Annotated in this window: 12 protein-coding genes; 5 read left to right on the plus strand and 7 right to left on the minus strand. The window is 70.2% G+C overall.

Going from position 1 to position 14,590, the window contains the following annotated elements; genetic code table 11:
• Nucleotides 1-82: 82 nt before the first annotated feature.
• The 3 genes from ACKTSN_RS34140 to ACKTSN_RS34150 form a co-directional block, all read right to left on the minus strand.
• The gene (locus ACKTSN_RS34140; RefSeq protein WP_409472641.1) at nucleotides 83-883 is read right to left on the minus strand and encodes a DsbA family protein; all 801 of its coding nucleotides are present in this window, start codon (nucleotides 881-883) and stop codon (nucleotides 83-85) included.
• Nucleotides 884-982: 99 nt separating this feature from the next.
• Complete coding sequence (locus ACKTSN_RS34145) at nucleotides 983-1,672, minus strand: hypothetical protein (protein WP_409472642.1); 690 nt, start codon at nucleotides 1,670-1,672, stop codon at nucleotides 983-985.
• 79 nt (nucleotides 1,673-1,751) lie between these two features.
• Nucleotides 1,752-3,080 carry a DUF2252 domain-containing protein gene (locus ACKTSN_RS34150; protein ID WP_409472643.1) on the minus strand — a complete coding sequence of 443 codons (1,329 nt, stop codon included), beginning with the start codon at nucleotides 3,078-3,080 and terminating at the stop codon, nucleotides 1,752-1,754.
• Between the two features lie 215 nt (nucleotides 3,081-3,295).
• On the opposite strand from ACKTSN_RS34150, the gene dnaE reads away from it, so the two are divergent.
• A complete protein-coding gene (dnaE, locus tag ACKTSN_RS34155; RefSeq protein ID WP_409472644.1) occupies nucleotides 3,296-6,835 on the plus strand; it encodes a DNA polymerase III subunit alpha in 3,540 nt (1,179 codons plus the stop codon).
• A gap of 100 nt (nucleotides 6,836-6,935) precedes the next feature.
• Here the strand turns inward: dnaE and ACKTSN_RS34160 are convergent, their stop codons facing one another.
• Nucleotides 6,936-7,100, minus strand: coding sequence for a hypothetical protein (locus ACKTSN_RS34160; RefSeq protein ID WP_409472645.1), 165 nt, complete (start codon nucleotides 7,098-7,100; stop codon nucleotides 6,936-6,938).
• Between the two features lie 222 nt (nucleotides 7,101-7,322).
• Here ACKTSN_RS34160 and ACKTSN_RS34165 point away from each other — a divergent pair, with 222 nt between their 5' ends.
• From ACKTSN_RS34165 to ACKTSN_RS34180, 4 genes are all read left to right on the plus strand, one after another.
• A complete protein-coding gene (locus ACKTSN_RS34165) occupies nucleotides 7,323-8,540 on the plus strand; it encodes an NYN domain-containing protein (RefSeq protein WP_409472646.1) in 1,218 nt (405 codons plus the stop codon).
• A gap of 176 nt (nucleotides 8,541-8,716) precedes the next feature.
• Nucleotides 8,717-9,691 carry an ABC transporter ATP-binding protein gene (locus tag ACKTSN_RS34170; RefSeq protein ID WP_409474988.1) on the plus strand — a complete coding sequence of 325 codons (975 nt, stop codon included), beginning with the start codon at nucleotides 8,717-8,719 and terminating at the stop codon, nucleotides 9,689-9,691.
• A 103-nt stretch (nucleotides 9,692-9,794) separates the two neighbouring features.
• The gene (locus ACKTSN_RS34175) at nucleotides 9,795-10,616 is read left to right on the plus strand and encodes an ABC transporter permease (protein WP_409472647.1); all 822 of its coding nucleotides are present in this window, start codon (nucleotides 9,795-9,797) and stop codon (nucleotides 10,614-10,616) included.
• Between the two features lie 34 nt (nucleotides 10,617-10,650).
• Nucleotides 10,651-11,331: an AAA family ATPase gene (locus ACKTSN_RS34180; RefSeq protein WP_409472648.1), complete on the plus strand. Its 681-nt coding sequence runs from the start codon at nucleotides 10,651-10,653 to the stop codon at nucleotides 11,329-11,331.
• A gap of 230 nt (nucleotides 11,332-11,561) precedes the next feature.
• Here ACKTSN_RS34180 and ybaK read toward each other — a convergent pair whose 3' ends face one another.
• From ybaK to ACKTSN_RS34195, 3 genes are all read right to left on the minus strand, one after another.
• On the minus strand, nucleotides 11,562-12,065 hold the full coding sequence (gene ybaK / locus ACKTSN_RS34185; protein ID WP_409472649.1) for a Cys-tRNA(Pro) deacylase: 504 nt from the start codon (nucleotides 12,063-12,065) through the stop codon (nucleotides 11,562-11,564).
• Nucleotides 12,066-12,082: 17 nt separating this feature from the next.
• Nucleotides 12,083-12,823 (minus strand): LON peptidase substrate-binding domain-containing protein, encoded by a 741-nt coding sequence (locus tag ACKTSN_RS34190; protein WP_129797387.1) that lies wholly within the window; start codon nucleotides 12,821-12,823, stop codon nucleotides 12,083-12,085.
• Between the two features lie 70 nt (nucleotides 12,824-12,893).
• Nucleotides 12,894-14,474: an oxidoreductase gene (locus tag ACKTSN_RS34195; protein ID WP_409472650.1), complete on the minus strand. Its 1,581-nt coding sequence runs from the start codon at nucleotides 14,472-14,474 to the stop codon at nucleotides 12,894-12,896.
• Between the last annotated feature and the right edge of the window lie 116 nt (nucleotides 14,475-14,590).

Below are 14,590 nucleotides of genomic sequence, written 5' to 3' on the forward strand. Positions count from 1 at the left end.
GGACGCGAAGAGCGGGCGAACCCGGAAGAGTTCGCCCGCTCTTTCGTCATGCTTCCGTACGACGTTACCGCCTGACGGAGTGTTACTTCGTGACGCCCGCGTCCTTGAGCGCCGTCTCCCACTCTGCGACGGTGCTCGGGTTCTCGATCACCTTGTCGTTGATCTTGATGGTCGGAGTCGACTTGACGTCCTCGGTGTCGTCGAAGGTCTTGCTCATCTTCATCGCCCAGGCGTCGTAGGTGCCCTTCTCGACGGCGTCCTGGAACTTCTTGTTGTTCTTCAGCGCGTCGACCGTGTTCGACACCTTGATCAGGTAGTCGTCCTCGGCGAACTCGTCGCTGGACTCCTCGGGGTGGTACTCCGCCGAGTACAGCGCCGCCTTGTAGTCCAGGAACGCCTCGGGGCTGACGTTCAGCGCGGCGCCGAGGGCGCTCAGCGCGTTCTTCGAACCCTCCCCGCTGAGGTTGCCGTCCAGGAAGGTACCGAGAGTGAAGGAGAGCTTGTAGTCGCCGTCCTCCATGCCCTTGTTGACGGTCTCGCCGACCGTCTGCTCGAAGGAGGCACAGGCCGGGCAGCGCGGGTCCTCGTAGAGGTGGACGACGTTGTCCGTCTTGGAGTCGCCGATGAGGACCGTGGTGCCGTCCTTGCCGGAGCTGTTGGCGGGAGCGACCACCTTCGCGTCGGAGGCCTCCTCCCACTTGGTGGGCTGGTTGGTCTGGACGACGGCGTAGCCGATGCCGCCGGCTACCGCGAGGACGCCGACGACCGAGCAGGCGACGATGATCTGCCGCCTGACCTTGGCGCGCTCGGCCTCGCGCTCACGCTCGATGCGCAGCCGCTCCCGGGCCGCCGTCTTCGCCGCCTGGCTGTTGCGCTTGCTCATGGTGGTGATCTCCCTGGGGGATGCGCACATGTCGTACGCGGGTTACGTGTGGGTGGGTCGTGCTCGGAGGCTGTCGCCGGGAACGAAGGAAGGCTTCGCTCAGGCGACGGCGGCCGGGCACGGCGGTCCACGCCGTCCCAGGGAGTGGGCGAGAAGCAGGTCGCGGGCGGTGGCCGTACGGCGGGTGGGACGGGGCAGCCGGGGCGCCGCCGGGGCGCGCCGTACCGTCACCGCGGCGACCGCCAGCAGCAGCGGGCGGAAGGTGGTCGCGGCCGTGGCGCACAGCAGCTGGGCCAGCGCACGCTCGCCGCGGCTCAGCCAGGCCGCCGCCAGCAGCCCCACGCCGACGTGCGTGCCGAGCAGCAGCCAGGCCGTCTCCGGGTGGGCGTCCGCGAGCAGGGCGGCGACCCGGTCCGTGCCGGTGGTGCCGGCCATGCGGGCCAGCGGGGCGCCCACCTCGCCGCCGCACAGCACGTCCAGGCCGACCGAGCGCAGCGGGCCCGCGACAGGGCCGCCCGCCCGGCCGTAGCAGGCGTGCTGGCCGGCGGTGAACACCGTGTCGGCGGCCAGTTCCAGCGGGATCAGCAGGGCGGCGATCCGGCCGAAACCGCGCTCACGGCCGGCCAGCGCGTACGCGATCACGAACACGGTGGCGGTGATCGCCGCCACCGTGCCCACCGGCAGCGGGACCCGGGACAGCAGCACGTGCGACGCGGTGCTGAGGGTCACGACCAAGGCCGTGAACAGCGCCGCGCGTACGGCTCTGAGCTGTGTCCCGGATATGTCCATAGCGGAGAGAGTGTGTCACGGACTCCTGTAAGGGACTCCTAAAGGGTCCCTGTGAAACGGGTGGGGGGTCGGTGTTCGGTCACAGACCGGGGATCCGGCCGTTGCGGAACAGATCCACGAAGATCTGGTGGTCGGCACGCGCGCGTGCGCCGTAGCTGTGCGCGAAGTCGACCAGAAGCGGCGTGAGGCCCTCCTCGTCGGAGGCGATGGCCGCGTCGATGGCCCGCTCCGTGGAGAACGGCACCAGGTCCGAGTGGCCGCTTTCGTCGTCCGCCGCGGAGTGCATCGTGGCCGTCGCCCGGCCCAGGTCGGCGACGACCGCGGCGATCTCCTCCGGGTCATCGATGTCGCCCCAGTCGAGATCGACGGCGTACGGCGACACCTCGGCGACCAGCTGGCCCGCGCCGTCCAGCTCGGTCCAGCCCAGCCACGGGTCGGCGTGCGCCTGGAGCGCGCGCTGGGAGATGACCGTGCGGTGGCCCTCGTGCTGGAAGTACTCCCGGATCGCAGGGTCGGTGATGTGCCGGGAGGCGGCCGGGGTCTGGGCCTGCTTGACGTAGATCACGACGTCGTTCTCGAGGGCGTCGCTGTTGCCCTCCAGCAGGATGTTGTACGACGGCAGACCGGCCGAGCCGATGCCGATGCCGCGGCGGCCGACGACGTCCTTCACCCGGTACGAGTCCGGGCGGGCCAGCGAGGACTCCGGCAGCGTCTCCAGGTAGCCGTCGAAGGCGGCCAGCACCTTGTAGCGCGTGGCCGCGTCGAGCTCGATGGAGCCGCCGCCGGGAGCGAACCGGCGCTCGAAGTCGCGGATCTCGGTCATCGACTCCAGCAGCCCGAACCGGGTCAGCGAGCGGGCGTCGCGCAGGGCGTCGAGCAGCGGGCCCTCGGCGGTGTCCAGGGTGAAGGGCGGCACCTCGTCGCTCTTGGCGCCCGTGGCCAGGGCGTGGATGCGCTCACGGTAGGCGGCCGCGTAGATCTTCACCAGCTCGGTGATCTGCTCGTCGCTGAGTGCCTTCGCGTACCCGACGAGTGCGATGGAGGCGGCGAAGCGCTTCAGGTCCCAGGTGAAGGGGCCGACGTAGGCCTCGTCGAAGTCGTTGACGTTGAAGATCAGACGGCCGGTCGAGTCCATGTACGTGCCGAAGTTCTCCGCGTGCAGGTCGCCGTGGATCCACACGCGCGAGGTGCGCTCGTCCAGGTACGGACCGCCGCGCTTCTCCGCGTCGAGGTCGTGGTAGAAGAGGCACGCCGTGCCCCGGTAGAAGGCGAAGGCCGAGGCCGCCATCTTCCGGAACTTCACGCGGAACGCGGCCGGGTCGGCGGCGAGGAGCTCGCCGAACGCGGTGTCGAAGACGGCGAGGATCTCCTCGCCGCGTTGCTCGTCATTGAGCTGCGGGAACGACATCGCTGGGTGCCTCCTGGTGCGGGGTGGTACGTGACCTGTGAGACGGATGGTCCATGCCCGTGGCACGGATCACCCGCCCATCTTCCAACGTTCGAAGGTACGCGGGAGTGCCCGCAGAATGTCAGTGCCGAGGCATAGACTTCGACGCTGTCCCCCAGACTGTCCGCAGCCTGTCGGACCCCCGTCGACGTATGTTTTCCTTGGAGGCCGCAGCCGTGTCAAAGCCGCCGTTCACGCACCTGCACGTCCACACCCAGTACTCACTGCTGGACGGTGCCGCGCGGCTGAAGGACATGTTCAACGCCTGCACCGAAATGGGCATGACGCACATCGCCATGTCCGACCACGGCAACCTCCACGGGGCGTACGACTTCTTCCACTCCGCGAAGAAGGCCGGAATCACCCCGATCATCGGGATCGAGGCCTATGTCGCCCCCGAGTCCCGGCGCAACAAGCGCAAGATCCAGTGGGGCCAGCCGCACCAGAAGCGGGACGACGTCTCCGGTTCGGGTGGTTACACCCACAAGACGATGTGGGCCGTGAACGAGACGGGCCTGCACAACCTCTTCCGGCTCTCCTCCGACGCGTACGCCGAGGGCTGGCTGCAGAAGTGGCCCCGGATGGACAAGGAGACCATCTCCCAGTGGTCCGAGGGGATCGTCGCCTCCACCGGCTGCCCCTCCGGCGAGGTCCAGACCCGGCTGCGCCTCGGTCACTTCGACGAGGCCCTGAAGGCGGCCGCCGACTACCAGGACATCTTCGGCAAGGACCGCTACTTCCTGGAACTGATGGACCACGGCATCGAGATCGAGCGCCGGGTCCGCGACGGCCTCCTGGAGATCGGCAAGAAGCTCGGCATCCCCCCGCTGGTCACCAACGACTCGCACTACACGTACGCCCACGAGGCGGGGGCGCACGACGCCCTGCTGTGCATCCAGACCGGCAAGAACCTCTCCGACCCCGACCGCTTCAAGTTCGACGGCACCGGCTACTACCTGAAGTCCACGGACGAGATGTACGCCATCGACTCCTCGGACGCCTGGCAGGAGGGCTGCGCCAACACGCTCCTCGTCGCCGAGATGGTCGACACCACCGGCATGTTCGAGAAGCGCGACCTCATGCCCAAGTTCGACATCCCCGAGGGCTACACCGAGGTCACCTGGTTCCAGGAGGAGGTCCGCCGCGGCATGGAGCGCCGCTACCCGGGCGGCGTCCCCGAGGACCGCCAGAAGCAGGCCGAGTACGAGATGGACGTCATCATCTCGATGGGCTTCCCCGGCTACTTCCTCGTGGTCGCCGACTTCATCATGTGGGCCAAGAAGCAGGGCATCGCGGTCGGCCCCGGCCGAGGCTCCGCGGCCGGCTCGATCGTCGCCTACGCCATGGGCATCACCGACCTCGACCCGATCCCGCACGGCCTGATCTTCGAGCGGTTCCTCAACCCCGAGCGCATCTCGATGCCCGATGTCGACATCGACTTCGACGAGCGTCGGCGCGTCGAGGTGATCAGGTACGTGACCGAGAAGTACGGCGCCGACAAGGTCGCCATGATCGGCACGTACGGCACCATCAAGGCCAAGAACGCGATCAAGGACTCCGCGCGCGTGCTGGGCTACCCGTACGCGATGGGCGACCGCCTCACCAAGGCCATGCCCGCCGACGTCCTGGGCAAGGGCATCCCGCTCTCCGGCATCACCGACCCGCAGCACCCGCGCTATTCGGAGGCGGGCGAGATCCGGGCGATGTACGAGAACGAGCCCGATGTCAAGAAGGTCATCGACACCGCCAAGGGCGTCGAGGGCCTGGTCCGGCAGATGGGTGTGCACGCGGCCGGCGTGATCATGTCCAGCGAGACCATCACCGATCACGTCCCCGTCTGGGTCAGGCACACCGACGGCGTGACCATCACGCAGTGGGACTACCCGAGCTGTGAGTCGCTCGGCCTGCTGAAGATGGACTTCCTGGGCCTGCGCAACCTGACCATCATGGACGACGCCGTCAAGATGGTGAAGGCCAACAAGGGCCTCGACATCGATCTGCTGTCGCTGCCGCTGGACGACCCCACGACCTTCGACCTGCTCCAGCGCGGCGACACCCTCGGCGTCTTCCAGTTCGACGGTGGCCCGATGCGCTCGCTGCTGCGGCTGATGAAGCCGGACAACTTCGAGGACATCTCCGCCGTGTCGGCCCTGTACCGCCCGGGCCCGATGGGCATGAACTCCCACACGAACTACGCGCTGCGCAAGAACGGCCAGCAGGAGATCACGCCGATCCACCCCGAGCTGGAGGAGCCGCTCAAGGAGGTCCTGGACGTCACCTACGGCCTGATCGTCTACCAGGAGCAGGTGCAGAAGGCCGCCCAGATCATCGCGGGCTACTCGCTCGGCGAGGCCGACATCCTCCGCCGCGTGATGGGCAAGAAGAAGCCCGAGGAGCTGGAGAAGAACTTCGTCATCTTCCAGGGCGGTGCCCGCAAGAACGGCTACAGCGACGAAGCGATCCAGGCGCTGTGGGACGTGCTGGTCCCGTTCGCCGGCTACGCCTTCAACAAGGCGCACTCCGCGGCGTACGGACTGGTCTCGTACTGGACCGCGTACCTGAAGGCGAACCACCCCGCCGAGTACATGGCCGCCCTGCTCACCTCGGTCAAGGACGACAAGGACAAGTCGGCGGTCTACCTCAACGAGTGCCGCCGCATGGGCATCAGGGTGCTCCCGCCGAACGTCAACGAGTCCGAGTCCAACTTCGCCGCGCAGGGCGACGACGTGATCCTCTTCGGCCTGTCCGCCGTGCGCAACGTCGGCACCAACGTCGTCGAGTCGATCATCAAGTGCCGCAAGGCCAAGGGGAAGTACGCCTCGTTCCCCGACTACCTCGACAAGGTCGAGGCGGTCGTCTGCAACAAGCGCACGACGGAATCGCTGATCAAGGCCGGCGCCTTCGACTCGATGGGCCACACCCGCAAGGGACTGATGGCGCAGTACGAGCCGATGATCGACAACGTGGTCGCGGTCAAGCGCAAGGAGGCCGAGGGTCAGTTCGACCTCTTCGGCGGCATGGGCGAGGACGACACCAGCGAGCCCGGGTTCGGGCTCGACGTGGAGTTCTCCACCGAGGAGTGGGACAAGACCTATCTCCTCGCCCAGGAGCGGGAGATGCTCGGCCTGTACGTCTCCGACCACCCGCTCTTCGGCCTGGAGCACGTACTGTCGGACAAGGCCGACGCGGGCATCGCCCAGCTCACCGGCGGTGAGCACGCGGACGGCGCGGTCGTCACCATCGGCGGCATCATCTCGGGCCTCCAGCGCAAGATGACCAAGCAGGGCAACGCCTGGGCGATCGCCACCGTCGAGGACCTCGCGGGCTCCATCGAGTGCATGTTCTTCCCGGCGACCTACCAGCTGGTGTCGACCCAACTCGTCGAGGACGCCGTGGTGTTCGTCAAGGGACGCCTCGACAAGCGTGAGGACGTGCCGCGCCTGGTCGCGATGGAGCTGATGATTCCCGACCTGTCGAACGCGGGCACCAATGCGCCCGTAGTGCTCACCATCCCGGCGACGAGGGTCACCCCGCCCATGGTCAGCCGGCTCGGCGAGATCCTCAGTCACCACAAGGGCGACAGCGAGGTGCGCATCAAGCTCCAGGGGCCGACCAAGACGACCGTGCTGCGGCTGGACCGGCACCGGGTGAAGCCGGATCCGGCACTGTTCGGCGATCTGAAGGTGCTGCTGGGTCCGTCCTGCCTCGCAGGCTGAGCACTCGCAGGCTGAGCAATCGACGTACGTAAGGGGCGCATCCGATGACGGATGCGCCCCTCGTCATGTGCCTGGGCTGCAACAGCCCGTCACACAGCTGTCAGTTGTGGCCGAAGCGCTTGTGCCGACCCTTGCGGGCCATGTCGCCGGGCGTCACCTGCGCGGCGCGCTCCTCGGCATCCGACTCCAGCGAGGGCTGCCGGCCCTCGTGCTGGCCGCGCTCGGACTGGGGCTGCTTTCGGTCACGGTTCTTGTTCTTGGCCATGGTGATGCCTCCTGTGGGGGATCTAGGGGCCAGGGCCGGGACCAGATTCACATAGGCTGACAACAAACGCATTTCGGATAATTACCGTATGTAACAGGCGTTGTCGTCGAGTGAATCCCGGAAACGCCACGCCGAAGATCGAGTTCGGGCCGTTAACCCACGCGTGGTCGGGCAGACTCGAAGCAAGCCCGAAGCAAACCTCCCGGGAAGAGGGTGAGTCGTGTGGACCGCTGCATCGTCCTGGTGGACGCCGGGTATCTGCTGGGGGCCGCCGCAAGTCTCCTTGCCGGAGAACCCTCGCGGTCCCGCATCACCGTCGACCACACCGCCCTCATCCACGGCCTGCGTGAACGCGCCGAGTCCGACACGGAACGGCCGCTGCTGCGCATCTACTGGTTCGACGGCGCCCCCGACCGCGTCCCCCAGCCCGAACACCGCAGGCTGCGCGTGATGCCCCGGGTCACGGTCCGGCTCGGCGCACTGACCCGCAGTGACGGCCGCTGGAACCAGAAGGGCGTCGACGCCGCCATGCACGCCGAGCTCACCGAGCTGGCCCGCAACCGCGCCTGCTCCGACGTCGTCCTGGTCACCGGCGACGGCGATCTGCTGCCGGGCATGATGGCGGCCAAGGAGCACGGGGTCGCCGTACACCTGTGGGCCGTGCAGGCCGCCGACGGTGACTACAACCAGTCCGAGGACCTGGTCGCCGAGGCCGACGAGCGGCGGGTGCTCGACCGGGCGTGGATCACCAAGGCCGTACGGGCCAAGGACCTGGGCGGTGTGTGCGCACCGCCGCCCGCGCCGCGGCCCGAGATCGCCGCGATCCTCTCCGCTCCGCTGCCCGACGCCTCGCTCGCCCCGGCCGCCGAGCGGACCGCCCAGGAGGTGCCGCACCCCGCGCCGGCCGAGGCGCAGAACGGCAGCGAGGAGCGGGTGCCGGCATCCAAGGGCGTGCCGACGCCGAAGGACCTGGCCGCGCTGCGGGCCCCCGGCACCCAGGCCGCCCAGCATCCCACCACCGCGACCCTGCGCTGGTCCTCCGACAAGGGGTGGGTGGACCGGCCCGGCGCGGCCGCCGAACCGCCCGAGGTCGCGACGATGCCGACGCTCGCGCAGCTCACCACCGCGGAGCAGCGGTGGGCCGACCGCGAAGAGGACATCACGACGGTCGGCGGGGACCCCTACGAGGTGGGGCAGGTGTTCGCCCGGCGATGGATGTCCCGGCTCGGCGACCAGGGGCATCTGCAGAAGCTGTCCGGGATGTATCCGCGGATCCCGCATCGGATCGACGGGGAGCTCCTGCGGTACGCCGCCCGGTTCGGGCTGCTGGCGCACAAGGACGACCAGATCGACGAGCACGACCGGTATGCGATCCGGGCGGGCTTCTGGCGCGAGGTGGATGTGCGCACGGCCGCGGAGCACGCCCCTGCGGGGGAGTAGCGGCCTGCGAGCGGGGATCTGGTCGGCATGGCCGATTCCGGTCTGGCCGGAATGACTGATTCCGGCCGTTCTGGGTCAAGAGGCCGCCCCGGGCGCGGGCGGAGGGCGCGGACCCCGTAGTCTCGTCCCTTGTGAGTACGCGTGCGGCACAGGCCTTCCGGGACAGTGGCGAGGTTGTGTGCGCGGTACGCGGACTGACCAAGACCTACCCCGCGGTCCGCGCGCGGCGCGGGGCACCGGGGACGCCCGAGGTGCGGGCCACCGACGACGTACGGCTGGAAGTGCGGCGGGGTGAGATCTTCGGGCTGCTCGGGCCGAACGGAGCCGGCAAGTCCACCCTCGTACGACAGCTCACCGGGCTGATGCGGCCCGACCGCGGCAGTGTCGAGATCCTCGGGCACGACATCGTGCGCCATCCGGAGCGGGCCGCGCGCCTTCTCGCCTACCTCGGGCAGGAGTCCACCGCCCTCGACGAACTCACGGTGTCCCTTGCCGCCGAGACCACCGGGCGGCTGCGCGGCCTGGACGTGCGGCGGGCCCGGGCCGAGCGGGACGCCGTACTCGACGAACTGGGGCTGACCGAGATCGCCGGGCGGCCGCTGAAGAAGCTGTCCGGCGGGCAGCGGCGGCTGGCCTGTGTCGCGGCGGCGCTGGTGGGGGAACGGCCGCTGCTCGTCCTCGACGAGCCGACCGCCGCCATGGACCCGGTGGCACGCCGGGCGGTGTGGTCCGCCGTCGACCGGCGGCGCGGCGAACGCGGGACGACCGTGGTGCTGGTCACCCACAACGTCATCGAGGCCGAAACCGTGCTCGACCGGGTCGCCGTCCTGGACAGGGGACGCGTGATCGCCTGCGACTCGCCCTCAGGGCTGAAGGAGCGGGTCGCCGGCGAGGTGCGGGTCGAGCTGGTGTGGCGGGAGCGGGCGCCGCTCGACGTGCCCGAGGTGGCCGCGCTGCGGGACCGGGCCGTGGAGTCCGGGCGCCGCTGGACGCTGCGGCTGGCCCCTGACGAGGCCCGCGCGGTCGTGTCCACGGTCACCGGCGGGGCCGCCTTCGCCGCCCTCGACGACTTCACCCTGGCCACGCCGAGCCTGGAGGACGTGTACATGGCGCTGGGCGGCGCCGCCGAGCAGGGACTGGTGAAGGCGTGAGCGAGCAGGCCGTGGGCGCGTCGGTCTTGAATGGAGGGGCCGTCGTATCCGTACGGAACAGGGCGACCGCCGAAGTGAACCCCAGAAAGGGGAGCAGCGCGACGTGAGTGCCGTACCCACAGAGGTTCTGCCGGGCAGTGCCCGGGCCCTGGACGGTCCGGTCGTGGGCCCGGCCGAACTCGCGCCGCCCGCGCGGCTGTGGCCGTCCCTCGCGGCCGTGTACCGGGCACAGCTGTCCCGGGCACGGGTGGCCCGGATTCCGCTGCTGTTCGTGGCGACCTTCCAGTCCGTCGGCATCATGATCATGATGCGCGGGGTCGTGGACGGCGGGGGCGAGGCGCAGGCGGTGGTGGCCGGCTCGTCGGTCGTGGTCGTTGCCTTTGTCGCGCTGAACCTCCTCGCGCAGTACTTCGGACAGCTCCGCGCCACCGGCGGGCTCGACCACTACGCCACGCTGCCGGTGCCGCCCGCGGCGGTGGTGCTGGGGGCGGCGGGGGCGTACGCGTCCTTCACCGTGCCGGGGACGCTGGTGACGGCCGTCTTCGGGTGCGTGCTGTTCGGGCTGCCGCTGACCAACCTGTGGATCCTGCTCGCGGTGATTCCGCTCGCCGGCGCGGCGCTCTCCGGGCTCGGCGCGGCCTTCGGGCTGCTGGCGCCGCGGCCGGAGCTGGCCACGCTGCTGGGGCAGCTGGGGATGTCGGCGGCGTTGCTCCTCGGTGTGCTGCCGCCGGAGCGGATGCCGGGGATCGTGCGGTTCGCGCGGGATCTGCTGCCGTCGACGTACGGGGTGGAGGCGTACGCGCGGACCTTCTCGGGCAGCCCCGAGTGGGCTGTGGTCGCTGGTGACCTCGCCGTCTGTGCGGGGGCCGGGGTGATCTCGCTGGCCGCCGCCACCTGGGCGTACCGCCGGGCTGCCGTCCGGTGACGCGCCGCCCGGGCAGGCCTGGCACGATGTCAGGGTGACAGCTCCGTTGACACCGCCTCCGCCGCCGCATGAACAGTCCTCGCACAGTGCGTGGCCGCCTGCCCCCGGCGGGTCCGGACACGTGGTCGGCGCGCCTGATCACGTCGCTCACGGAACCAAGGATCAGGACGGTCCCGGGATGAAGACCGAAGTGCGGGAGGCCGCCGTGATCACGGTGGCGGTGGCGCTCGGTGGGGCACTGCTCGGGGTGCTGTGGTGCTGGCTGGCGCCGCGGGTGCCGCTGGTCGGTGACGTGGTGGACGACACGTGGGTCGTGTACCTCAAGGACACCGAGGGGGAGCAGTCGATCGGGGTCGACGGAACGTTCACTCTGCTTGCGTTGGCGTTCGGGTTCGTCAGTGCGGTCGTGGTGTTCGTGCTGCGGCGGCGTGGGGGCGTGCCGGTGGTGGTGGCGCTGGGGGTCGGGGGGCTGCTCGGGTCGTTGCTCGCCTGGCGGGTGGGGGTGTGGCTCGGACCTGCGCAGGATGTGTTGGCGCAGGCCAAGGGTGTGGGTAAGGGGGTGACGTTCTCGGCGCCGTTGAGGTTGGAGGCGAAGGGGGCGTTGCTGGCGTGGTCCCTGGCCGGGTTGCTGGTGCATTTGGGGTTGACGGCGTTGTTCGGGCCTCGGGATCCGGAGCCGGTGGGGTATGGGCCAGCGGGGTATGAGCGCCCGTAGGGTTTGAGGGCGCCCGGTGTCGGTACTGGGGGCGGGGGTTGCGCAGCCCGGCGCTGGCGGGGTGCCGCTGCGCCCACCCGTGCCGCCCCAGCGGCACGACTGCCCGCAGCGACGTCAGGCTGGGCGGTGGCCGTGGTTTGAGCGGCGTTTTTTGGTGCGCCACTTGCGTTTGCGTGTTTTCTTCGACATGCCCTTTCTGATTAGCCGAGGAAGGGCATGTCGTCGAGGGGTTACGCGCGGCCGATCCGGGCCAGGGTGGCGTTGGTGAGGTTGGCCAGATCGTGGGGGGAGAGTTCGGCTTCCAGGCCGCGGCGGCCGGCCGAGATGCAGATCGTGGGGTGGGTGGTGGCCGAGACGTCCAGGACCGTGGGGAGTTTCTTGCGCTGGCCCAGGGGGGAGATGCCGCCCCGGACGTAGCCCGTCGTGCGTTCCGCGAGGGTCGGGTCGGCCATCGTGGCCCGTTTGCCGCCCACCGCCGAGGCCAGGGCCTTCAGGTCCAGGGAGCCGGCCACCGGGACCACGGCCACGGTCAGGGTGCCGTCGACGTCCGCGACCAGCGTCTTGAAGACCCGGTCCGGTGAGACGCCCATCGCCTCGGCCGCCTCCTCGCCGTAGGACGGGTGGGCGGGGTCGTGGTCGTAGGAGTGGATCGTGTGGTCCACGCCCGCGGCCGTCAGCGCCACCGTCGCGGGCGTGCCGCCGGACTGCTGCTGTTTCTTCGCTTTCTTCGCCATCCGGGGTGTTTCCCTGTTCAGTTCAGACTCGTCGGGCCCCGCGTCAGGTCCGACGCGGGCAGTGACGGCAGGCTACGGATGACAGCCGTCTCGGAGCGAAGGAGTTTCAGTTCGTCGCGCAGGCGGGACGCGGTGTCCGGCGCCTGCAGGAGCCGCTGCTTGGTCGGGATGTCGTGCATCATCGCCGCCGCCACCAGGTACGACACCACGGACGGTTCGTCCGGCAGGTCCCCGCCGGTGGTCAGCGACCGCTCCCGCGCTCCCGCCAGCCGCTTCTGGTACTGGCGGAACGCGCGCAGCACGCCCTCGGCCAGCGCCCCCGCCTCGTCGCCCGGCTCCTCCGGCAGCTCCTCCAGCTCGGCCGTCAGATACGGCCCCGACGCGTCCACCGACCGCAGCCGCACCCGGGTCGTCCCGGTCGCCAGCACCTCGAACGTGCCGTCGGGACGCTCCCGGATCGTCGCGGCGTCGGCCACGCAGCCCACGCCGTGGAAGGCCTTGGCCGGGTCGCTGCCGAAGCCGGCCGCGGGTCCCCGCTCGGGCAGGGCCGTCGGGTCGGGCATGCCGGGCGCGCTCGGTGCCACCTCATGGCCGTCGCGGATCGCCACGACGGCGAAGCGGCGCGGTTCGTCCTCGGGGGTCTTCAGGAGCGCGCGCATCATGGCGCGATAGCGCTCCTCGAAGATGTTCAGGGGGAGCACGAGCCCCGGGAACAGCACAGAGTTCAGGGGGAAGAGCGGCAGCCGGACGGTGGTCACGACGCAAGAGCCTAATGGTCGCCGGAGGTCGCGCGTCCGCCGCGCACGTGCCGTGGGCCGGTGAGCCCGCTCAGTTGCGCCGCAGCAGCCGGGTCGCCCCCGCCGCCACCGTCGTCGCGAGGACCCAGCCCAGCAGGATCAGTGCGGCCGCCAGCCACTGCCAGCCGCCGTGCAGCTGCCAGTAGCCCACCTGGCCCAGCTCGATGACCGGAAGCAGCAGGTCGAGGGCGAAGAGGGCCGGGTTCCAGGGCGGGTCCCCGGCATTGGCGCCGGTCCGGGGCCGCCCGGCGTACCAGAAGGCGAGCGAGCCCGCCGCCCACAGCACCGCCATCCACACCGCGGCCCGCCCCGGCCGGTATCCGTAGGCCACCGTCAGATCCTGCGCGTACCCCCAGAGCTTGGCGGCCGACGGCAGGGTCTCGCGGCGGCGGCGCTGTTTGGCGAGCAGCACCTCGCGGGCATCCTCGTCCTCACCGCCGTTGCGCAGTACGGCGGCCAGGCGCTCGTACGGTTCCGGGTGGTACTCGGCGGTGGCGGCGGCCACCCAGTCGAGGCGCTCGGACAGCGGGAACGGGCCCTGCGGCACCAGGTTCTCGTACGCGAAACCCGGCATGTGCAGATTGCCCGGGCCCGGCCAGCTGCCCGCCCGGTCGACGAGGTTGACGATCCGCGCCCCGGACAGCACGACCTTGCCGCGCTGCGGCCGCTCCCCGAGGAAACGCAGCTCGGGCACCTGGACGCGGCGCAGCGACAGCTCCTGCTCGTCGGTGAAGGTGAAGCGGGCGCGTTCGAGGTCGACCGCGTCGCCGAACCGGCCGTCGTCCAGCCGCACCCCGCCCTGGCAGTCGAACCGCTGGATCCGGGTCCCGCGCGCGGGCGTCGTGCCGCTCAGCTGGATGCTGCCGACGGCCGCCGGGCTGAGATACAGGGTGCGCTCGACGGTCAGCTGGGGCGCGTTCAGGGCGAGGCGGCTGTACGGGTTGCGCAGCCGGGCCCCGCGCAGGCTGAGCGAGACGCCGACCTGCGCGCCGCGCAGACTCAGCTCGCCGTACGACTCCAGCATCTCGGCCTGCAGGTCCTGGCCGACGGTCATGCCGTCCGCGACGATCGAGCGGCCGGTGCGGTCCCGGTGGACGACGGCCTGGTTGAGCAGCAGGTCGGTGCCGATCTGCGCGTCGGTCAGCCGGACCCCGCCCAGGAAGCGGCAGCGCGGAAGGTGCAGGTCGCCCTCGGTGTGCACCCGGGCCGCCTCCAGCCGCGGCACCGAGCAGTTCACCAGCCGTACGGTCTTGAACTGAGCCTCCGGGAGCAGGACCTCCTGCTCGAAGCGGCAGTCCCGCAGCTCGACGTAGGGCGTCACCGAGCCGCCCGCGAGGTCCAGGCTGCCGCTGATCCGCACGCCGGTCAGCTTCAGCGAGGAGACGCGGCCGGCGAGGGGGGGCGGCCCGTCGAGGAGCAGCCAGCACACCATGCGGGCCCGCACGGTCCGCTCGGGGCCCCACGGATGCCCGCCGTGCGGATCGTCGACGACGGTGTCCCCGCTGCTCAGGTCGTACGCGCTGCCGTTGCGGAAGGCCTGCCACATGCCGGCCTCGGTGGCGGTCAGATCGTCCGGCAGGTCCCCGTTCCGGATGCCGGCTCCCTCGCTCACGGTGCTTCTTCCTCCTGTTACTCATGGGTTTCGTACAATCGTTCATGCCCGCTGAGTGACGCTCCGAACGCAAAACGTGAAGGGGATCTTCCGTGTGGTGTATCAGCCATTGATAC

The organism is Streptomyces flavusporus (genome assembly GCF_046267975.1).
Classification (GTDB): domain Bacteria; phylum Actinomycetota; class Actinomycetes; order Streptomycetales; family Streptomycetaceae; genus Streptomyces; species Streptomyces flavusporus.

What these genes read in the sequence shown, in the direction of transcription:
- ACKTSN_RS34140 (WP_409472641.1), bottom strand. Translation starts at nt 883, where the DNA reads ATGAGCAAGCGCAACAGCCAGGCGGCGAAGACGGCGGCCCGGGAGCGG.
- ACKTSN_RS34145 (WP_409472642.1), bottom strand. Translation starts at nt 1,672, where the DNA reads ATGGACATATCCGGGACACAGCTCAGAGCCGTACGCGCGGCGCTGTTC.
- ACKTSN_RS34150 (WP_409472643.1), bottom strand. Translation starts at nt 3,080, where the DNA reads ATGTCGTTCCCGCAGCTCAATGACGAGCAACGCGGCGAGGAGATCCTC.
- ACKTSN_RS34160 (WP_409472645.1), bottom strand. Translation starts at nt 7,100, where the DNA reads ATGGCCAAGAACAAGAACCGTGACCGAAAGCAGCCCCAGTCCGAGCGC.
- ybaK (WP_409472649.1), bottom strand. Translation starts at nt 12,065, where the DNA reads ATGGCGAAGAAAGCGAAGAAACAGCAGCAGTCCGGCGGCACGCCCGCG.